Genomic DNA, 20,621 nt, shown 5'->3' with positions numbered 1-20,621 from the left:
TGTTGCAGGGCGTCAGGGCAGGGCTCTCAGATGCCGGATCGGCCGGCCGGGCACGAGGGCCTGCGCGGCCGCGACGATGGCGTTGGCATCGAGCCCGTAGTGCCCATAGAGGTCGGCGAGCGTCCCGGTCTGGCCGAAATGCTCGACGCCGAGCGGCCGGACGCGATGGCCGCGAACGGAGCCGAGCCAGGCGAGCGTTGCAGGGTGGCCGTCGAGCACGGTGACGATGCCGCAATGGGGTGGCACGTCGGCGATGAGACGCTCGATATGGCTGCGGGCGTGGACGAGACCGCGCTCGCGGGCGCGCTGGGCCGCCGTCCACCCAGCATTGAGCCGGTCCGCCGAGGTGACGGCAAGGAGCCCGACGTCGCGCCTGTCCTCGGCCATGAGTCCGACCGCCTCGATCGCCTCCGGCGCCACCGCGCCCGCATAGGCGACCACGATGTCCGCATTCGGTCCCGGCTTGCGCAGCCAATAGGCCCCGTTGACGATGTTCCGCGCCAGCTCGGGCGACATGGCGCGCTGCGGCTGCTCGATCGTGCGGGTCGAGAGGCGCATGTAGACTGATCCCCCGGTCTCGTCGCGCAGCCAGGATCTTTCCTCGACGTCCCGCTCCTCCGGTCCGCCTGCCTCCCCGTCGCGCTGCAGGTAGTCGAAGGCGAACCGCAGGATGACGCCGAGCTCGTCGACGAAGGCCGGCTCGAAGGCGGCGAGCCCGTCCTGCGCCATGCCGACGAGTGGGGTGGCGATGGACTGATGGGCGCCGCCCTCCGGTGCCAGCGTCAGGCCCGAGGGCGTGGCGACCAGGATGAAGCGCGCATCCTGGTAGCAGGCGTAGTTGAGGGCATCGAGACCCCGGGCGATGAAGGGATCGTAGAGCGTGCCGATGGGCAGAAGCCGCTCGCCGAAGAGGGAATGCGACAGCCCCAGCGCCGAGAGCAGGATGAACAGGTTCATCTCGGCGATGCCGAGCTCCATGTGCTGGCCCTGCGGCGAGAACTCCCAGTTGAAGGTCGATGGAATGCGCTCCTTGCGGAAGAGGTCGGCCATCGCCTGGCGGGCGAAGAGGCCGCGCCGGTTCACCCAGGGGCCGAGGTTGGTCGAGACCGTGACGTCCGGCGAGGTCGTCACGATGCGCCCGGCGAGAGCGTGATCGGAGCGAGCGAGTTCGTTGAGGATGAGGCCGAAGCCCTGCTGGGTGGAGAGTGCCGGCTGGTGCGGTAGGGCGAGGTCGGCCGGGACGGCGACCCGTGATGCGGCCAGCCGCCGCGATCCCTGCGCATTGAAGGGGACGCGGTCGAGAAAGCGCTGGAGATCGGCCTCCGGCAGGTCGAGGCCCTCGAACCGGTCCCATTCGTGGCCGGGGCGCACGCCCATCGCCTTGCGGAAGCCCTCCATCTGCGCCGGGGTGAGGAGGCCCGCATGGTTGTCCTTGTGGCCGGCGAGCGGCAGCCCGAAGCCCTTGATCGTGTAGGCGATGAAGACGACCGGCCGGTCATGGCTCTGCGCCGCCTCGAAGGCGGCCAGCAGCGAAGGCAGGTCGTGGCCGGCGAGGTTGGTCATCAGCCGGGCGAGCTCCTCATCGGAGCGGCGCCCGATGAGCTGCGTCACGGGGCCCTGGTCGCCGATCTCGTCGAGGAGGCGCTTGCGCCAGGCGGCGCCGCCCTGGAAGGTGAGCGCCGAGTAGAGCTGGTTCGGGCAGCGGTCAATCCACTCCCGCAGACGGTCGCCGCCCGGCTCGCGGAATGCCTCCTCCAGCAGCGAGCCGTACTTGAGCGTCACGACCTCCCAGCCGAAGGCGGTGAACAGCGCCTCGAAGCGGGCGTAGAGCCCTTCGCGGATGACGGCGTCGAGGCTCTGGCGGTTGTAGTCGACGATCCACCAGCAGTTGCGCAGGCCCTGCTTCCAACCCTCGAGCAGGGCCTCGAAGATGTTGCCCTCGTCCATCTCCGCGTCGCCGACGAGGGCGACCATGCGGCCCTCGCGCCGGTCCGCCGCCCAACCGTGCGCCTTGACGTAATCCTGGACGAGGCTCGCGAACAGCGTTTGTGCCACGCCGAGGCCGACGGAACCGGTCGAGAAGTCGACGTCGTCCACGTCCTTGGTGCGCGAGGGATAGGACTGGGCGCCCTTGTAGCCGCGGAAGGTCTCGAGCTTCTCGCGCGTCTGGTTGCCGAGAAGGTACTGGATGGCGTGGAACACCGGGCTCGCGTGCGGCTTCACCGCCACCCGGTCTTCCGGGCGCAGCACGGCGAAATAGAGCGCCGTCATGATGGTCGCGAGCGAGGCGGAGGAGGCCTGGTGGCCGCCGACCTTGAGGCCGTCGACGTTCGGCCGCACGTGGTTGGCGTTGTGGATCGTCCAGGTGGACAGCCAGAGGGCCTTGCGTTCGAGAGCGGCGAGATAGGGCAGGCGGAAGTCGGCGTGCGTCATGGGAGGTCCTCGTGCGCCGGAAGGTTAGGGCGCGCGAGGCCACCTGCGCAATCCACCAAAGGGGCGACGCCTCAAGAGGCCGCGGCCCGCCCGTGTCGTGCGGGCGGGCCGCGCTTGCGGTCGCACGGAGGGGTGTTGCGTGGCCTTCGGCTCAGACAGCCGTCTTGAGCTGGGCCGGCATCTGCAGGCTCTGCAGCGAGATGGTCGCGGTCTGCGTATCCTGGCCGCTGCCGGCATTGATGATCACGTACTGGCCGCCGTTGCCGAAGATGGACTGGGTGATCGTCTGCGGCGAGGTCGGCGGGGCCGCCACGAACTTGTAGAGCTGCTTGATCTTGTCGTCGAAGAAATAGACGTTTGCCTGCGCGTTAGGTCCCGGGTTGACGCAGAACACTGTCAGCGAAGCTCCCATGAACATGACGGAGTAGAACTGGTTGATATTGCTCTGAATGACCATCGAGTACCAATGGCTCTGCGGCACGAAATAGTATCTGTCGTATTTGCTGAAATTGTACTTCTGGCCGTTGGCCTGGAGCTGCTGGTTATCCAGCCCGCCGCCGCCGATCGGGAAGCCGAGGCTGCCGATCCACGCCTGCACGGACGAGCCCTTCGGGGCGGTGGACGGCATCGCGACGCTGATGGAATTGGTCAGCGTGCCGTCGAAGAGCACCAGCGACGCCAAGCCGTTGTTGCCGGTGGTTCCCGGTACGACGACAGGCAGGGGTTGCTGCTGGTTCGGGCCGGTCACATAGACCGTGGTATCGTGGTCCACGCCGGCGGAATTGTAGAGGAAGATCGCGTTGCACTCGTTCTGAATCGTGCCGACACACGAGAGCGTGGCGCCCGGTGTGAGGCTGGCGACCTGCCCATTGTCCCAATTGCCCATGGCGAATGCCTCCGGCATTGCATGCCGGAACCGACGAGGCTCATCGAATTGAGTTCTGTAATTTTTCGAGGGGGTCTTGAGTCCGCCTGGATCCGACAATGTTGTGGTTAGTCATGAATGTTCCCAGCTTGGCCGAGAACGGTGCCTTTCTACCGCATTTGTCCACATGGAGCAACCTGTGATTGTGCTGATTGGTTGATTTCTCCCACTGGGATGTTTCGTTGCGGATTCCCGCAGGTGCTGCCGGGCCCGCGCCGAAAGACGGCTGTTTAGGTCGCGTTGGCGGAACGTCCGAGATGCGCTACGGTCTTGTCGCGCATGTGGTTCCTTTTGGGGGGCTCGCCCTGCCGCCGGGGTGTTTCCGCCGGGATGGACGCATGGGACGGGGGGCCGCTCGCAAAGGGAGGTCGTCATGCTGGTTCGTGAAGTCATGACACCGCAAGTGGAGTGGATTACACCCGATGTCTCGCTGGTCGATGCCGCCAGCAAGATGCGTGACCGGGGCATCGGATGTCTTCCGGTGGGGGAGAACGATCGGCTGATCGGGATGCTCACCGACCGGGACATCTGCTGCCGCGCGGTCGCCGACGGCGCCGATCCGAAGACCACGAAGGCGCGGGACGTGATGACGAAGGGCATTACCTGGTGCTTCGACGACGAAGACATCAGTGATGCCGTCCATCGCATGGAAGAGAAGCAGATCCATCACTTCCCGGTGCTGAGCCGGCAGAAGAGGATGATCGGCGTCCTGTCCCTGTCCGATCTCGCCCTGAAATGCCCGCCGGATCTCTTCCCGGAGGTATCCCGGCTGGCCGGGCGCGACGCCTCGCGCCAGGTGGCGCATTAGAGACGATCCTCCTGAGGCGGATATCGCTTCGGTGATGAGATCGCGCTCGGATGACGAATAAGACGCGGGGTCGCGTCCCGATCCGACGCAACCACGCAGAAATTGTGGGTCGCGCGGCGGCGCCGGGATACGGCGCCGCTACCGCGATTGAATGTCGTGCCAGGCTTCGCAAGTGATCTGCGGTGCCGTCCCCCCTGGTGCGGGCGGGCAGTTGCCTGTGACAGGCCTCCCGCCGAAACATGAGCCTGCGCGAGGCGCGCAGTGACAGGTTTCTGTCGATGCCGCGTCAAGCGGAATTCGCCATGATCAAAGTAGGTGGCAAGCAAATAGACGTGAATATTGACAGCGTGCTTGGTCGCGCCTAATCATGGTAATGTGCTGAATAGCGGGTTCCAAAGTCGATGGGCTGGTAGTTTTCTCTCCTTGTCGCCATGCTATCATTGGCGCGGCTGCGGTGAATGGCGCGGCACGGCCGGACTGAGCGCGAAATGCGGCGCGAGGCCCCGGGGCGGACCGCATCGAGGTGGCCGCCACAAGACCGAATGTGCTCAACGGGCGAATGTGCTCAACGGGCCATGGGCCGATGTACCCGGTCGAAGCGCTGATGGGTCGACGAGGGCATGGGGCGGCCGGTTCGACCGCTTCGGATGACGCATAAGATCTGTATTGACGCTCATTCTTGAAGGTATGGCCTTTCGAAGCGTGTCCATGTCTCTCGCGGGCAGGGATGGTCGGAAATGGCTATCGCGCTCATACTGGTCCTGATCGCGGTCGGCTCGGTGCTGTTCCATGTGCTCAGCCCGTGGTGGTGGACACCGATCGCCTCGAACTGGGGCTATATCGACAACACGATCATCATCACCTTCTGGATCACGGGCGTCGTCTTCGTCGCCGTGGTTCTGTTCATGGCCTATTGCCTGTTCCGCTTCCGCCATCAGGAGGGGCGGCGAGCGGCCTATGAGCCGGAAAACAAGCGGCTCGAATGGTGGCTCACCATCATCACCGGCGTGGGCGTGGCGGCCATGCTGGCGCCCGGCCTCTTCGTGTGGAAGCAGTTCGTCACGGTGCCGGAGGGCGCCTCCGTCATCGAGATCGTGGGGCAGCAGTGGCAGTGGAGCTACCGCCTGCCCGGCAAGGATGGCCGGCTCGGCACGTCCGACATCCGCAACGTGAGTTCCGACAATCCCCTGGGGCTGAACCCGAGCGACCCTCACGGGCAGGACGATGTCGTGGTCGAAGGCGGTGAACTGCACCTGCCCGTCGGCAAGCCGGTCAAGGTCCTGCTGCGCTCCCTGGACGTCGTGCACGATTTCTACGTGCCCGAATTCCGCGCCAAGATGGACATGGTGCCAGGCGCCGTGACCTACTTCTGGTTCACGCCCACGAGAACCGGAACCTTCGAGGCTCTCTGCGCCGAGCTGTGCGGCGTGGGGCATCCGCAGATGCGCGGCTCCGTCGTCGTCGAGAACGAGAGCGACTACCAGGCCTGGCTGGAGCAGCAGCCGACCTTCGTGCGCTCGTCGGCGGGGCTTGGCCCCAAGGTGGAAAGTCCCAGGCTTACGGACTAAATTGTTGGAGAACCTCGGGAGAAATTGATCCGCACACCGGCACGCGCGCATGCAGCCGTCCGGGACAAGCGCGGGAAGGAGATTCCGATGGTCGACGGCACGCTTGGCGCAGTCGGGGCCGTTCCGCCCGCCGAAGTCGAGGATATGGAGCTCTATCACCCGAAGAGCTGGGTGACGAGGTACGTCTTTTGCCAAGACGCCAAGGTCATATCCATACAGTACTCGCTCACGGCGCTGTCGATCGGGCTCGTTGCTCTCGTATTGTCGTGGCTGATGCGATTGCAGCTCGGTTTTCCGAGTGTCTTTTCATTCATTGATGCGAATGCTTATTATCAGTTCATAACGATGCACGGCATGATCATGGTGATCTACCTGCTCACCGCCATCCTGCTGGGAGGTTTCGGCAACTATCTCATCCCGCTGATGGTCGGGGCCCGGGACATGGTGTTCCCCTACGTGAACATGCTGAGCTACTGGGTCTATCTCCTCGCCGTGCTCGTCCTCGTCGCGAGCTTCTTCGTGCCGGGCGGAGCGACGGGCGCCGGTTGGACCCTCTATCCGCCGCAGGCCATTCTCTCGGGCACACCGGGGCGCGACTGGGGCATCATCCTGATGCTCGCCTCCCTGATCATCTTCATCGTCGGCTTCACCATGGGCGGCCTGAACTACGTCGTGACGGTGCTCCAGGCACGCACCCGCGGCATGACGCTGATGCGCATGCCCTTGACGGTGTGGGGCATCTTCACGGCGAGCGTCATGGCGCTGCTGGCCTTCCCGGCGCTGTTCGTCGGGGCCGTCATGATGCTGTTCGACCGGGTGCTGGGCACGAGCTTCTTCATGCCGGCCCTCGTCGAGATGGGGCAGCAGCTGCAGTATGGCGGCGGCAGCCCGATCCTGTTCCAGCACCTGTTCTGGTTCTTCGGCCATCCGGAGGTCTACATCGTCGCCCTGCCGGCCTTCGGCATCGTCTCCGACCTCATCAGCACGCACGCACGGCGCAACATCTTCGGCTACCGGATGATGGTGTGGGCGATCGTGGCCATCGGCGCCCTCAGCTTCGTGGTGTGGGCCCACCACATGTACGTCAGCGGCATGAACCCGTATTTCGGGTTCTTCTTCGCGACCACGACGCTCATCATCGCCATTCCGACGGCGATCAAGGTCTACAACTGGGTGCTTACCCTGTGGCTCGGTGACATCCATCTGACCGTGCCCATGCTGTTTGCCCTCGGCTTCATCGTGACCTTCATCAGCGGCGGCCTCACGGGGCTGTTCCTTGGCAATGCGGTCGTGGACGTGCCCCTGTCCGACACGATGTTCGTCGTCGCGCATTTCCACATGGTGATGGGGGTTGCTCCCATTCTCGTGATCTTCGGGGCCATCTACCACTGGTATCCGAAGGTTACCGGGCGGATGCTGAACGAGGCCCTGGGCCAGCTGCATTTCTGGATCACGTTCCTCGGGGCCTACGCCATCTTCTTCCCCATGCACTATCTCGGTCTCGTCGGTGTGCCGCGGCGCTACCACGAACTCGGCGAGGCGGCCTTCAACACGCCTTCGGTCGGGACGCTCAACGCCTTCATCACGATCGTGGCGCTGATTGTCGGCGCGGCGCAGCTCGTCTTCCTGTTCAACCTCGCGTGGAGCCTGGTCCGGGGCAAGGAGGCCGGCGGCAATCCCTGGAAGGCGACGACGCTTGAATGGCAGACGCCGGAAACACCGCCTGCGCACGGCAACTGGGGCAAGGAGCTGCCGGTCGTCTATCGCTGGGCCTACGACTACAGCGTGCCGGGGGCCGAAGAGGATTTCGTGCCGCAGAACCAGCCCGTGGTCGCACGAGCGGGCGCGCGCGAGGGCGCTCCGGCCTGACGGGGCGCGCCCGGCGCGCCGAGCCGAGGCAATTTCCGCGGGGAGAACCGGTCCGGCGTCAGGCGACGAGGTGAGCTGAAGGGGATCTCGGTCGTGAGTGCCACAGTCCTTTTCCTGGCCGTGATCGCGATCGTCGTGGCCTGGTGGCTGTCCCAGCAGCGGCTCACGGCCAAGCCCTGGCTGGAGGAGGGCCCGGTGGCCCATCTGCCGGGTCAGGCCGAACCGGCCCTGCCGGCCGCCAAGGTCGGCCTGGTCGTGTTTCTCGCCGTGGTCGGCATCCTCTTCGCCCTCTTCACCAGCGCCTATCTCATGCGCATGCACATGGGGGACTGGCGGCCTCTCCCGGATCCGCGGGTGCTGTGGCTCAACACGGGCGTGCTGGTCGTGAGCAGCTACGCCCTGCACCGGGCGCGGGCCGCGGCGGCGGGAGGAGACATCGGGGCGGTCAAGACCGGCCTTCTGGCGGGAGGCGCCTCGGCCCTCCTGTTCCTGGCGGGGCAGCTCTGGGCCTGGCAGCAGCTTGCGGCGGGGGGCTACTTCCTCGCGAGCAATCCGGCGAACGCCTTCTTCTACCTGATCACCGGGGTGCACGGCCTGCATCTCGCAGGCGGCCTTGTCGCCCTCGGCCGGACAACGGCGAAGGCCTGGCGCGGGGGGCGCGCGGAGGAGGTGCTGCTCAGCGTGGAGCTCTGCGCCACCTACTGGCACTTCCTGCTCGGGGTCTGGCTCGTTCTGTTCGCGTTGCTGCTCGCGACCTGAACCATTTGCCGCCGCTCCCGCGCCCCCCGGCCCGGCGCCCCGGGGGCGAATGGTGGAGAGAGGCGGGCAGACGGGGAACAAGGCGATGAACAAGGTGCAAGAAGCGATCGTCCGTCCCTCCGGCTGGCGCGGCATCGTCGCCGACTGGTCGGGGGATCAGCGGGCGTTCAAGAACGTCTCCTGGGGGAAGGCCATGATGTGGATCTTCCTCCTGAGCGACACCTTCATCTTCGGCCTCTTCCTGCTCTCCTACATGACGGTGCGCATGTCGACGATCGTGCCGTGGCCCAATCCCAGCGAGGTCTTCGCCCTGACGATCGGCGACAGGAAGATGCCGCTCATCCTCATCGCCATCATGACCTTCATCCTCATCAGCAGCAGCGGCACGATGGCCATGGCCGTCAACTTCGGCTATCGCCGCGACCGCGTGAAGACCGCCGTGCTGATGCTCCTCACTGCGGCCCTCGGCGCGACCTTCGTCGGTATGCAGGCCTTCGAATGGACGAAGCTGATCGTCGAAGGCGTGCGGCCTTGGGGCAATCCCTGGGGCGCCCCCCAGTTCGGCTCGAGCTTCTTCCTCATCACCGGCTTCCACGGCACGCACGTGAGCATCGGCGTCATCTTCCTCGCCATCATCGCGCGCAAGGTGCTCAGGGGGGATTTCGATCGCGAGAGGCGAGGGTTCTTCACCAGCCGCAAGGGCAACTACGAGATCGTCGAGATCATGGGCCTCTACTGGCACTTCGTCGATCTCGTCTGGGTGTTCATCTTCGCCCTGTTCTACCTCTGGTGAGGAGGGAGCCCATGTCGCAGGCAAGGACCTATGCCCACGGGCAGCAGCACCCGATCAAGCTCTACCTCGTGGTCTGGGGGTGGCTCTTCATCCTCAGCACGTTCTCCTACCTCGTCGACTATTTCGGCCTCCACGGCTACCTGAGGTGGTCCCTCATCCTCCTCTTCATGATGCTGAAGGCCGGGCTCATCGTCGCCGTCTTCATGCACATGGCGTGGGAGCGGCTGGCCCTGATCTACGCGATCCTGCTGCCGCCGACGCTGGTGCTCGTCTTTGTCGGCATCATGGTGTTCGAGGCCGACTATACGCTGCTCACGCGGGTGACGTTTTTCGCCGCCGGCCAGTGAGCTGGTCTATTATGATGAAGTCATTGCTCGCCCCGGTTCGAGAGGGGCGGACCGGGGCGAGGCGTCGCGGAACGCGGCCCTGATCCGCGGGGCCGGCTCGCCGCGACGGCGACTGCCGTCGGCAGGCGGGCGGCACGTCGGGCAGCCGCGCGATGATGAGCATCGGCCGCAGGAGTTGGAGCCATGACGGTCGAGAGCGCAACCAGCCCTTCCGAAACGGGCACGGGCGAGGAGACACGTCGCGACTTCCTGTTTCTCGCTACGGGGACGATGGCGGTCGTGGGCACGGGCTTTGCCCTCTGGCCCTTTATCGCGAACATGAACCCGTCGGCTGATGTCATCAGCTTCTCCACCACCGAAATCGACCTCGCGCCGATCGAGCCGGGGCAGCGCATCACGGTACGGTGGCGCGGGCGGCCGGTCTTCGTCGCCCGCCGCACCCCCGAGGAGATCAAGCGGGCGCGGGCGGACGACGACAGTCCCGGGCTGCTCGACCCGGAGCCGGACGCGCAGCGGGTGCAGCGGCCGGAGTGGTTGATCATGGTCGGGGTCTGCACGCATCTCGGCTGCATTCCCCTCGGGCAGAAATCCGGTGATCCACGGGGTGAATACGAGGGCTGGTTCTGCCCCTGCCACGGATCGCTCTACGATGCATCGGGGGCGGGTGCGCCGTGGTCCGGCGCCGCGCAACCTCGTCGTGCCGCCCTATACCTTCCTGGATGATCGGCGCGTCGTCATCGGGTGAGGTGGGACGAATGAGCGCCTTGCAGCGGAGCGCCGGACAGGCAGCGCTGGCGTAAGCACATGGGTCTCTGCTTCGGTCCTCAGGCCAGGCGGCGTGGGTGCACGAGGGCGGGAACGCCGCGCGCGCAAACGTGCCGGGCCCGGCTCAGCAGGCCGGCCGAGCCTCCGGCCGCAGCCGCGGATGCCGCGTCGATCGTCTCCCGGCAGGCGTCGCGCGGCCCGGTGAGGATGTCGAGGAGGGGCGCGGCGACTTGCGGCGGCAGGAGCGCCGACCGGCCCCGGACGAGAAGGCAGAGCCAGGCGCCCGCCGTGAACAGCTCCTGCAGGCAGGCGTACTGCCGGCAGACGTAGGCGACATTGAAGCTTGCATGGATGGCGGCCGTCAGCGCTTCGGACAGCGCGACGTCGGGACATGGCCGCTCTTCGTCTGGCCCGTGCATCCCGGACAGGCGCGTCGCGTGCTCGAGAAGCGCGTTCAAGGCGCGCAGAACAGCGAGTTCGCGCCTCCACTCCTCGTCCTGCCAAGCCAGTGCGAGCACGCGCCCCCTGGCCGTCATCCTCGCCCTGCGAGGAGCGATCAGGTCCTCCCGGCGGCAGGGGCCGTAGAGGGCGAGGAAGGCGGCCCGGCATTCCTCCCAGGCACCAGCCGGGTCGAGCATCGTCACGGCTCCGCTCGCCCCGATGGCCTCGAGGGCCTCAATCGTCGCGGGCGCACGGGGGGCATCGGTCTGCGCAAGGCGGCAGGCCGTCCAATGGAGCCGGGCGGCCAGCGCGCGTCGCAGATGCCGCACGGGGCCTGCGGACCCGCCGTCCCGCGGCAGGTCGGAGTGGGCGAGCGCGGGCAGGAAGAAGATCAACTCATCCTCGCCGACATCCGTCCAGCCGCAGGGCCGCCAGAGGTCGGTGAGCGACTGGTCGACGATGCCGTCCCCCCAGACGGCCTGCGTTTCCCTCGGTGCGGGCCGGAGCGCCACCGCGGACCTCCAGGACGTGGCGAGCGCATTCCACATGTGGTCGCTCCACGGCATCGCGGTCGCGCCTCGGCCCGCCGTACCGCGTGCAGGCCGGCCGCGCGGGGAGAGGCGGCCGTCCGCACCAGGACAGGTTAGGCGTCGGGCAAAGGCGGGAAAACGACCGCAAAGGCCGTAGTGCGCGTCGACTTCGGCCGGGGGCACCCGCCTTCCGGTCGATGGCGCTTCATCCGTCACACGCCGCTGCCTGAACCCTTGCCGGTGGCCCATGGCCATCGATATGCGCCGGGGCTCTCGGGCAGGCGATCGATGCCGCCAGGGAGGGCGCGGCGGGTCCGACGTTGTTGCCGCGGACGCCCTGCCGGGCGCGAAAGCGTGTCCGGATAGGCCGCGACGGCCACGGATCGGGCGGGCGCCGCCCGGCGCCGGCGGCGGCGCTCACCGCCATGTGATCGCGCGGCTCGGCGCGCGGGCAGTCGTCGGCTCGGACGGGACGCATGGTGAAAAACCATGCCGGCAAAAGAATTTGCGCCGGCCGAGCGCGCCGCGGGACGCGCCGGCGGCTCCGGGCCCGGCGCCTGTCCATAATCCGACCATCGCGGTTCTTCCGCAAAAGCTACATCAGATGATCTAAGGACAGTGGGTTGTGCATGCTTGCTATCATCACAAAGTAATGTTTCGATAACCATAAAGGATGGCGATCATGACATACTTGGACAATCATCGGGATGTCGGTCCCGCCACCGCCGCCTTTGGACAAAAGGGCGCTGTCGATGTGAATGAAAATGATACGACGGAAGTCGTGTTGGATAAATGCCATTCTCGGCAGTTCACTGTCGTATTGATAGACCAGCGGATATTGTCAAGAGAATGTCTTGCTAGATCGCTCGAAGCGTCAGCAAGTGACATGCATGTATTAAGTTATTCGACTGTTGATGAGTGGCAAAATTCTGCAATCGACAAGAAGTCCGTCGATATTGTCGTTCTCTGCGTTACCAGAAAAAGGACGGTCGGGTCTGCCGATCCTGATGTGGAGGCGCTTTCGCGACTGTCGAGCTCCGTGCCGACGATTCTCTTGTCGGATGTAGAGGATGCGGAGCAGATCCTGACCGCGCTGGAGAAGGGGGCTCGGGGCTACATCCCCACGAGCGTGACGATCGACGTTGCCGTTGAGGCGATGCATCTGGTCAGGGCCGGCGGCACCTACGTGCCGGCGAGCAGCCTGTTGTCCTGGCGGCGGTCCATCAAGGAAACGCTGCCGTCCCCCGACGGGGCGTGCGGCGGTTTCACGGCGCGCCAGGCGGCGGTTCTCAAGGCGCTGCGGCAAGGCAAGGCGAACAAGCGGATCGCCTACGAGCTCAACATGCGGGAAAGCACGGTCAAGGTGCATGTCCGCAACATCATGAAGAAGCTCCAGGCGCGCAGCCGCACCGAAGTCGCCTACAAGACGAACGACATCTTCGCCGACATCGACGGCAGCTGACATGGGGCCTCGCGGTCCGGAGCACCGCTCGCTGCAGGTGGCGCGAGCGCGGCGCGGGACCGGTTTCTGATTTCATCCTCCTGCGGGCGCCTTCCGATCACGTCGGACGGACCGCTCCCGGTCTCGCGACGGGCCGCGCCCCGGTGCAAGCCCGCCGAGGCGCCTCACCAGCGACCCTCCTTCCGGGGACTTCGAGCATGCTAGAGCGCGCGACGAGACTGAGAGCGGGGGAAGACCAGGGCTTCCCCGATGCGAGGTCGGACCAGCCCCACTTCAGCACGGCGGAGCTCGCCGCCTTCGTGCGGCGCTACCTCGGCACGATCGTCCTCTGCACCGTCGCCGCGCTCGCGGTCGCCGTGCTCTACGTTCGCACAAGCGTGCCCATGTACACGGCGCGCGCGCAGCTGCTCATCGATCCGCGCTCGGCTCAGTTGTTCCGGGAGCAGCTCCGTGAGGTCGACCTGTCGCTCGACAACGCACAGGTCGAGAGCGAGATCGCCGTCATCCGTTCCGAGGCGGTGGTGACGCGTGTGATCGATGCGCTGCACCTCAAGAGCGATCCGGAGTTCCAGGGCCGGAAGGGGCGGCTGGGCCAGCTTCTGGCGTGGATCGGCTGGTCGGACGACGACGAGCCGCCGACCGAATACGAGCGATCGCGGCTTGCGGTCTCCGCCTTCGAGTACAGCCTCGATGTCCGGCGCGTCGGCCTGTCCCATGTCATCGAGGTGTCGATGACGTTGGCCGACCCGGAGAAGGCGGCCCGCGTCGTGAACGCCACGACCGATGCCTATATCCGCGAGCAGCTCGAGGCGCGGGCCGAGGCCGCGCGGCGCGGTGGCGACTGGCTCGAGGAGCGCCTGGTCCAACTGCGCGACCAGATGCAGCTCGCGGCCCGCGCGGTGCAGCAGTTCAAGGCCGAGCACAACATCGTCGACGTCGGCACGCGCGGGCTCCTCGACGATCAGCGCCTGTCCGAGCTCAACAGCCAGCTCGTCCTCGCCCGCGCCAGAACGGCCGATGCGCGGGCCCGGCTCACCCGCATCGAGGAGATTCTCGCTTCCGGATTTCCCGATGCGGCCGTCGTCGAAGTGCTCGGCAACCAGGTCATCAATGGGCTCAGGGTGCGCTACCTCGACGCCGAGACCCGCGAGGCGGAACTCGCCAAGCGCTACGGGCGCGACCATCCGGCGGCGGCCAATCTGCGAAGCGAGATGCAGGACTTCCAGCGGGCCATGTCCCAGGAACTGCAGCGCATCGGGGAGACCTACAAGAGCGACTACGAGATCGCCAAGGCGCGCGAGGAGAGCGTCGATGCCGAACTGGCGCGGCTCGTGCGCGAGACCGCCGCCAGCCGGCGGGCCCAGATCAAGCTTACCGAACTCGAGACGAGCGCGCAGACCTATCGCCGCATCTACGAGAGCTTCCTGCAGCAATTCACCGAGTCCACCCAGCGGCAGTCCTTCCCCATCGCCAATACCAGGGTCATCACCGAGGCGACGAAGCCGCTCGGCAAGAGCTATCCGCGCACGGGGCTGGTCATGGCTCTGGCGACGCTGGTCGGCGCCCTGGGTGGCGTGGGTCTCGCCCTCGTCCGGCATGGTCTCGACCGCAGCGTCCAGGCGGCGGACCAGATCAGGAACGAGGTCGGCGTGGAATGCCTGGGGCTCGTGCCGCGCATCGTGCGCGGTGACGACGAACGGCGGCCTTGGCGCAATGGCGGCCCTCTCCTCGCCGGCGTCAGGCGCTTCGTGCGCACGCAGCCGACGTCGTTCCTGACCGAGGTGGAAGCCTTTCCCTTCTCGCGCTTCAGCGATGCGCTGCGTGGGGTCAAGACGTCGATCAGCATTGCCAACCACACGAAGGCCCTGCGATGCATCGGCATCACTTCGTCCTCCCCGGGCGAGGGCAAGAGCACGCTGGCAAGCAACCTGGCGCGGCTCTATGCGATGGGCGGAGTCAAGGTGCTTCTCGTCGATGCGGACGTGCGCAACGCCACGCTGACACGCGCCCTGGCGCCGCAGGCGCGCGGCGGCCTGATCGAGGCGCTGCGCGGCGTGAAGCCTCACGATCTCATCGTGGTCGACGCGGCTTCCGGCCTGCATTTCATGCCGGTGGTCTGCGCCGATCCAATCGCCCATTCAGCGGACCTTCTGGGCTCCGAATGCATGACGCTGCTGCTCGAGGAGCTGCGCGGCTCCTACGATTCGATCCTTGTCGATCTGCCGCCGCTCGTTCCGACCGTGGATGCGCGAGCTGTGAGCCCGCTGCTCGACGCCATCGTCCTCATCGCCGAATGGGGCAGGACGCCCGTCGGTGCCGTCGCCAGCGCCATGCAGAGCCTCGGCTCGGCGCGCGCGCGGGTGCTCGGCGCCGTGATCAACAAGGCGGATGCGCGGGCGGTGCGCGCCCAGCAGCCGGAATATACGCCCTACTATCCCTGACCCGCGAAGGCCGGCGGGGCCGGGGGCCGCTCCGGCGTGCGGACCACCGCGCGGAGCCGTGGTCGGGCCCGGCCCTCAACCGGCCAGGACGAGGGTCTGCCGGCAGGAGGAACCGCTGTGGGGTGCGAGACATGCAGGTGTCGGTCGCCGGAATTCTCATCGGGGCATGCCTCCTCCTGTTGAGCCGACAGTTCGGGGCACCCCACCTTGTCGCTCTCGTCGCCTCGCTCGCCTTCGGCTCGACTGCCATCGTGACGCTCAACGCCCTCGGTGGTTCGACGCCGCTTGTCTACACTCCGTTCGCCATGCTGCTCGCGCTGGCGGTCGCCCTGCGGCGCGACGCCCTGCACGAGCTTTCGCGGCTGTTCGCGCGCCAGCGCGTCGCCTGGGTCATAGTCGGCCTGACGGCCTATGCCTTCATCGGAGCCTACATCCTGCCGCGCCTGTTCGCCGGACAGACGAGCGCCTTCGTGCCCTCCCGTGCGCTCGAGCGGGTGCTCGAGGTGCCGCTCGCCCCCGTGTCGGGCAACATCTCCCAGACGGGCTACTTCGCTCTCGGGGCGGTCACGTTCCTGGCGCTCGGCATCTGCCTGAGGGGCGAGGGGGCGCTCGACGCCGTGCGCCGCGGCTTCCTCCTGTGGGCCACACTCCACGTTGGCATGGGCGTGCTTGATCTCGCGGGCAAGATGGTCGGGATGGGGGATGTGCTCCTGCCGATCCGCAGTGCCGGCTATGCGTTCATGACCGACAGGGCGGCGGAAGGCTTCTGGCGCATCGTGGGCGGCTATTCGGAGGCCTCGGCCTTCGCCGCGGCCTCGCTCGCTTGCCTCGCCTTCGTCTTCACCTATTGGCGGGCGACGGGCTCGCGCATCGCGCTCTTTCTGACGCTCGCGACACTCACGCTTCTCATCCTGTCCACGTCGAGCACTGCCTATGTGGGCGGCGCGGCCGTCGCCGTGCCCGTTGTCGCCTCGATCGTGCGATCGGCCCTCGTCGGGCGGCTCTCGCACAGGGATTTGCAGGTGATCGGCGTGCTCACACTCGCCATCGCCGGCATCCTCGCCGTCTATCTGTACAACGAGCGCCTCTTTGAGCCCTTCCTGCGCCTTCTCGAGACCATGGTGGTCGACAAGGCGGCCTCCGGGTCGGGGCGGGAGCGGATCTACTGGAACCAGCGGAGTATCCAGTCGTTCCTCGACACCGGCGGGCTCGGCATCGGCTTTGGCAGCTCCAGGGCGTCGAGCTGGCCGGTCGCGGTGTTGTCTCAGCTCGGCTTCATCGGATCACTGATGGTCGTCACGCTGCTTGCCGTGCTCTGCCGGCGGATCCAGCGGCCCGTTGCCGCATCGGTTGATCCAGCCGTCGTCGCCCTGCACGACAGCGTCCGCGCCTGTGCCCTCGTGACGCTGCTCGCGGCCACGATCAGCGGCGGCAGCGCCGACCCCGGCCTCTTGTTCTTCATCGCGCTCGCCGTGGTTCTCGCCTGCCGGGAGAAGGTGCGGCGGGAAGGAATCGCGCGGCGCGACCTTGCCAGGCTCGACCGGGCGCGATCCGACCTCACCGGACTCAGCCGAGCCTAGCCTTGCGCAGCAGGAACGCCTCGGCATAACGCTCGGGGGCACGGCACTCCATGCCGCGCAGGCGGGCAAGGCCGCGGAAGGTCTCCGGATCGAACCAGTCCTTCGAGCGTTGCGTGCCGAAATGGGCGAGGAGGAGCTCGATCTTGCGTTTGACGACGGCATCGGGCAGCGCCACGTAGAGGTTCGGTCGGCCCATGTCGCCGTCCCACTTGGGGATCTCGTATTCGAGGATGAGGTGGTCGCGAAAGGCGTTCCAGGTCAGGCGGCACAGCTCGCGGTGGTCCTGGTGGGCGTCGTCGTGCCGGTGCGTCAGGATGACGTCGGGCCTCACGCGCGCCTTCAGGCTCTCGATCCAGAGCTTGAGCCCGCCCCCCTCGTAGGGGAAATAGCCATCCTTGAAGTCCGCGATCTCGATGTGCGCGTTCGCGGCGCCGGCGAGGAAGGCGGCGGCGGAGGTCCGGGCCTCCGCAGCGCGCGGGCCCGGGGCGCTGAGCACGCACCAGTGCACGTCGAGCGCGACGCCCGCCGCGATCCAGGCGAGGAGCGTGCCCCCGGCACCGATCTCGATATCGTCGGAGTGGGCCCCGAGGCAGAGGACTGAGAGTCTTTCTCCCGGCTGGGCCAGCTTCCAGACGCGCATGGGCGCGGGCTCAGGCACGGTGCTTCATGGCGACACCGTCGGCCAGCCGCCAAGGCATCTGCCCGTGCTCGACCATGTCCTCGAGCACCTGGCGGTCCCTCAGGGTGTCCATCGAGCGCCAGAAGCCCTCGTGCTTGTAGGCCATGAGCTGATCGGCCTCGATGAGCCTCTGGAAGGGCTCCACGACCAGCTCCTCGCCCTCGTTCATGTAGTCGAAGATCGCGGGGCGCATGATGAAATAACCGCCGTTGATCCAGATCTCCGAGCGGTCGGAGGTGCGGAACTCGCGCACCCGGCCGTCGCGGTCGATGTCGGCAAGGTGGTAGGTGAGGGGTGGACGGATGGCGAGGAAGCAGGCGAGCTTGCCGCTCCTCTCGAAGCGCTCGACCATGTCGTCGAGGTTCACGTCGGTCAGCCCGTCGCTGTAGTTGGCCAGGAAGATCCGCTCGCCGCGCACGTGGTCGCGCACGGCCCACAGGCGCTCGCCGATGTTGCGCCAGATGCCCGTGTCGATGAGGGTCACGCGCCAGTCCTCCTGTGGCTCGCCCAGGAGCTCGACCTTCGAGCCGTAGTTGGAGACGACGCAGTCGGCGAAGGCCTGCGGCCGGTAGCCCAGGAAGAAGTCCTTGATGATGTTGGCCTTGTAGCCCATGCACAGGACGAAGTCCCGGTGCCCGTACTGGCTGTAGTACTGCATGACGTGCCAGAGGATGGGCTGATGGCCGATCGGGATCATCGGCTTCGGGATGCTTTCGGAATATTCGCGGATCCGGGTGCCCAGGCCCCCGCAGAAAAGCACGACTTTCATGGGCGCAGCTCCCTGGGGTCGATGACGGTCAACTCGGGGATGGGGACGACGAACCTTCCGCCCCAGTCGGCGACGTGACGCATCTGGTCGATGATCTCCTGCCGCAGGTTCCAGGGCAGGATCAGGATGTAGTCGGGCCTGGCCGCGTCGATGGCCGCCACGGGGTGGATGGGAATGTGCATGCCCGGGGTGAAGCGGCCGTGCTTGTAGGGGTTGCGGTCGACCGTGAAGGCGAGGAAGTCGGTCCCGATGCCGCAATAGTTGAGAAGCGTGTTGCCCTTCCCGGGCGCGCCGTAGCCGCAGATCGTCCGCCCGGCCTCCTTGGCGCCGATGAGGAAGGCAAGCAGCCGGCGTTTCGCGCGCTGAACGCGCGGGGCGAAGGTCGCGTAGGTCGCGAGCTCTCGGAAGCCGTGCCGCTCCTCGCGGGCGATGAGCTCGGAGACGCGCCGGCCGGGCGCGAAAGCGCTGCCCGCATGGGCGAGGTGGACGCGCAGGGAGCCCCCATGGGTGCGCAACTCCTCCACGTCGATCAGCTTCAGGCCGTGGCGGGTCGCCATGCGCTCGATCGTGATGAGCGAGAAATAGGAAAAATGCTCGTGATAGATCGTGTCGAACTGGTTCTCCGCCATCAGCCGTTCGAGATGCGGGAACTCGAGGGTGATCAGGCCTTCGGGCTTGAGCAGCAGGCGCATGCCGGCGACGAAGTCGTTGAGGTCGGGCACCTGGGCCAGCACGTTGTTGCCGACGATCAGGTCGGCCTGCCGGCCCTCGGCGACCAGCTGCCTTGCGAGTGCCACGCCGAAGAATTCGACGCGGGTGGGAATGCCCTTTTCGGCCGCGACCTTTGCAACATTGGCCGCGGGCTCGATGCCGAGGACGGGAATGCCGCGCGGCAGGAGATGCTGGAGCAGATAGCCGTCGTTGCTCGCGAGCTCGACCACCAGGCTGTCGGGGCCGAGCCCGAGCCGCGGCACGATCATGTCGCAATAGGTCTTGGCGTGCGCAACCCAGCTCGTCGAATAGGACGAGAAATAGGCGTACTCCCGGAAGATATGCTCGGGACTGACGTATTCCTTGAGCTGGACGAGGAAGCAGTCGTCGCAGACGAGCACGTGCAGCGGAAAGTAAGGCTCCATGGCATCGAGCTCGTCCGGGGTGCGGTAGCTCTCGCACAGCGGTGACATGCCGAGGTCGACGAAGGTGTGCCTGAGCCCTGCGCCGCAGAGACGGCAGAAGCCGGCGGGCGGGAGGTCGACCTCCCGCGACGCGGCGGTCGCTTGAACGTTCATGCCTGCCGCATCCCCTCTGGAGCGCCTGCCGCCGTCGCGGGCGCCGGTTCGGCGACGAACCGGAGGTCCGCGCGGGCGAAGACGCTCCCCTGTGAATGAACTGGTTGCGATGATCGATCGGCCTCGATCGGTCATTGCTCCAGGGGCGCTGCCGGCAGGCGCGAGCCGCACCACGGCGGACGCTCCGAGCCGGCTGTGACCTGCCTCCCGAGATTAGCTGGATCGAAGGTCCTGCAGAGATGTTCGAGCGGAGAGCCGCCATCGCCCGTTGGGGCTAGAGGAGAGCCATCGCGCCACGATCCACCCCTCCCTCGGGGGAGGCATCGGGAACGGCCGCCGCCGCATGGTGGTAGGCGCAAGGCCGGCGTGCGCCTCGGCATACGCCTTTTGCGGAAGTTGTTGGCGCGCATGGCCGCACCAGACAATGACCCGTTACAGGGACGCCGCCCGTGCCCGCGCGACGATCCGCGCAACGACGATCGTCCGCCCGGGTGATCGCCGATCAGATGGGGCAATCAACCTGGTCAAACATGTCAGGCCTGTATTTCACTTCGGAGAGACCGGAGAACGCCCGCGGGAGCCGGCCGATGCGCTTCGAGAAGACGAGCCTGCCCGGTGCATGGCTGATCGAGCCGACGCCCGTCGAGGACGAACGGGGCTTCTTCGCACGTACCTTCTGCGTGCGCGAATATGCCGTGCACGGCCTGCAGACCACCTTCGTCCAGCACAGCATGTCGCATTCCAACGCCAAGGGGACGCTGCGCGGCATGCATTTCCAGCGCGCGCCCCATGGCGAGACGAAGGTCGTGACCTGTCTCAGGGGCGCGATCTGGGACGTGATCGTCGACCTCCGGCCGGCCTCGCCCACCTTCCGGTGCTGGCAGGGCTTCGAGCTCACCGCGAACAATCGCTACCAGCTCTATATTCCCGAGGGCTTCGCCCACGGCTTCCAGAGCCTTTGCGACAACTGCGACGTGGGCTATCTCATTTCGGCGTTCTACGCGCCGCAGGCGGCGAGCGGGGTCCGCTACAACGATCCCGCCTTCGCCATCGACTGGCCGCTTGCCGTCACCATGATCTCGGACAAGGACCGGGCATGGCCGGACTTTTCGGGCGCCCCCCCCCCGTCGTGAGGACGAGGCCGGCCGGGGCGTGCACGCACG

At 66.7% G+C, this 20,621-nt stretch carries 16 protein-coding genes and 1 pseudogene; 11 read left to right on the top strand and 6 right to left on the bottom strand.

The annotated features are described in order from the left end of the window. Positions 1-12: 12 nt before the first annotated feature. Together QNA08_RS02495 and QNA08_RS02490 are read right to left on the bottom strand one after the other, a co-directional pair. The gene (locus QNA08_RS02495; protein WP_283739082.1) at positions 13-2,433 is read right to left on the bottom strand and encodes a transketolase; all 2,421 of its coding nucleotides are present in this window, start codon (positions 2,431-2,433) and stop codon (positions 13-15) included. A 151-nt stretch (positions 2,434-2,584) separates the two neighbouring features. After that, positions 2,585-3,319: a hypothetical protein gene (locus QNA08_RS02490; RefSeq protein ID WP_283739081.1), complete on the bottom strand. Its 735-nt coding sequence runs from the start codon at positions 3,317-3,319 to the stop codon at positions 2,585-2,587. A 412-nt stretch (positions 3,320-3,731) separates the two neighbouring features. On the opposite strand from QNA08_RS02490, the gene QNA08_RS02485 reads away from it, so the two are divergent. From QNA08_RS02485 to petA, 7 genes and pseudogenes are all read left to right on the top strand, one after another. Then, positions 3,732-4,166, top strand: a complete 435-nt coding sequence (locus QNA08_RS02485) for a CBS domain-containing protein (RefSeq protein WP_283739080.1) — start codon at positions 3,732-3,734, stop codon at positions 4,164-4,166. A gap of 737 nt (positions 4,167-4,903) precedes the next feature. Then, the gene (locus QNA08_RS02480) at positions 4,904-5,734 is read left to right on the top strand and encodes a cytochrome c oxidase subunit II (RefSeq protein ID WP_283739079.1); all 831 of its coding nucleotides are present in this window, start codon (positions 4,904-4,906) and stop codon (positions 5,732-5,734) included. 87 nt (positions 5,735-5,821) lie between these two features. Continuing rightward, complete coding sequence (gene ctaD / locus QNA08_RS02475; RefSeq protein WP_283739078.1) at positions 5,822-7,603, top strand: cytochrome c oxidase subunit I; 1,782 nt, start codon at positions 5,822-5,824, stop codon at positions 7,601-7,603. A 93-nt stretch (positions 7,604-7,696) separates the two neighbouring features. After that, the gene (locus tag QNA08_RS02470) at positions 7,697-8,362 is read left to right on the top strand and encodes a cytochrome c oxidase subunit 3 (RefSeq protein ID WP_283739077.1); all 666 of its coding nucleotides are present in this window, start codon (positions 7,697-7,699) and stop codon (positions 8,360-8,362) included. Between the two features lie 85 nt (positions 8,363-8,447). Then, entirely contained in the window at positions 8,448-9,155 is a 708-nt protein-coding gene (locus tag QNA08_RS02465) for a heme-copper oxidase subunit III family protein (protein WP_283739076.1), read from the top strand. 11 nt (positions 9,156-9,166) lie between these two features. Then, positions 9,167-9,502, top strand: coding sequence for a cytochrome C oxidase subunit IV family protein (locus tag QNA08_RS02460; RefSeq protein WP_283739075.1), 336 nt, complete (start codon positions 9,167-9,169; stop codon positions 9,500-9,502). 183 nt (positions 9,503-9,685) lie between these two features. Then, a pseudogene (gene petA, locus QNA08_RS02455) lies at positions 9,686-10,247 on the top strand (ubiquinol-cytochrome c reductase iron-sulfur subunit). Between the two features lie 79 nt (positions 10,248-10,326). On the opposite strand, the gene QNA08_RS02450 reads toward petA, so the two are convergent. Beyond that, positions 10,327-11,220, bottom strand: coding sequence for a hypothetical protein (locus QNA08_RS02450; RefSeq protein ID WP_283739074.1), 894 nt, complete (start codon positions 11,218-11,220; stop codon positions 10,327-10,329). 700 nt (positions 11,221-11,920) lie between these two features. Between QNA08_RS02450 and QNA08_RS02445 the strand changes: the two genes are divergently transcribed. The 3 genes from QNA08_RS02445 (at position 11,921) to QNA08_RS02435 (ending at position 16,721) form a co-directional block, all read left to right on the top strand. Continuing rightward, positions 11,921-12,700 (top strand): response regulator transcription factor, encoded by a 780-nt coding sequence (locus QNA08_RS02445; protein ID WP_283739073.1) that lies wholly within the window; start codon positions 11,921-11,923, stop codon positions 12,698-12,700. Positions 12,701-12,897: 197 nt separating this feature from the next. Continuing rightward, a complete protein-coding gene (locus tag QNA08_RS02440) occupies positions 12,898-15,141 on the top strand; it encodes a GNVR domain-containing protein (RefSeq protein WP_283739072.1) in 2,244 nt (747 codons plus the stop codon). Positions 15,142-15,272: 131 nt separating this feature from the next. Then, a complete protein-coding gene (locus tag QNA08_RS02435; protein ID WP_283739071.1) occupies positions 15,273-16,721 on the top strand; it encodes a hypothetical protein in 1,449 nt (482 codons plus the stop codon). Here QNA08_RS02435 and QNA08_RS02430 read toward each other — a convergent pair. From QNA08_RS02430 to QNA08_RS02420, 3 genes are read right to left on the bottom strand one after another with little or no spacing between them, the layout of a single operon-like run. Next, entirely contained in the window at positions 16,708-17,361 is a 654-nt protein-coding gene (locus tag QNA08_RS02430) for a PIG-L deacetylase family protein (RefSeq protein ID WP_283739070.1), read from the bottom strand. The genes QNA08_RS02435 and QNA08_RS02430 overlap by 14 nt on opposite strands. A gap of 10 nt (positions 17,362-17,371) precedes the next feature. Next, positions 17,372-18,169, bottom strand: a complete 798-nt coding sequence (locus QNA08_RS02425; RefSeq protein WP_283739069.1) for a glucose-1-phosphate cytidylyltransferase — start codon at positions 18,167-18,169, stop codon at positions 17,372-17,374. Next, positions 18,166-19,458, bottom strand: a complete 1,293-nt coding sequence (locus QNA08_RS02420) for a class I SAM-dependent methyltransferase (protein WP_283739068.1) — start codon at positions 19,456-19,458, stop codon at positions 18,166-18,168. Before QNA08_RS02420 ends, QNA08_RS02425 begins: the two co-directional genes overlap by 4 nt. A 587-nt stretch (positions 19,459-20,045) precedes the next feature. On the opposite strand from QNA08_RS02420, the gene rfbC reads away from it, so the two are divergent. Continuing rightward, on the top strand, positions 20,046-20,591 hold the full coding sequence (gene rfbC / locus QNA08_RS02415; protein ID WP_283739067.1) for a dTDP-4-dehydrorhamnose 3,5-epimerase: 546 nt from the start codon (positions 20,046-20,048) through the stop codon (positions 20,589-20,591). The last annotated feature ends 30 nt before the right edge of the window (positions 20,592-20,621 follow it).

It is taken from the genome of Chelatococcus albus (assembly GCF_030067675.1).
In the GTDB taxonomy this organism is placed as follows: domain Bacteria; phylum Pseudomonadota; class Alphaproteobacteria; order Rhizobiales; family Beijerinckiaceae; genus Chelatococcus_A; species Chelatococcus_A albus.
This window is presented reverse-complemented; position numbering and strand designations above follow the sequence as displayed.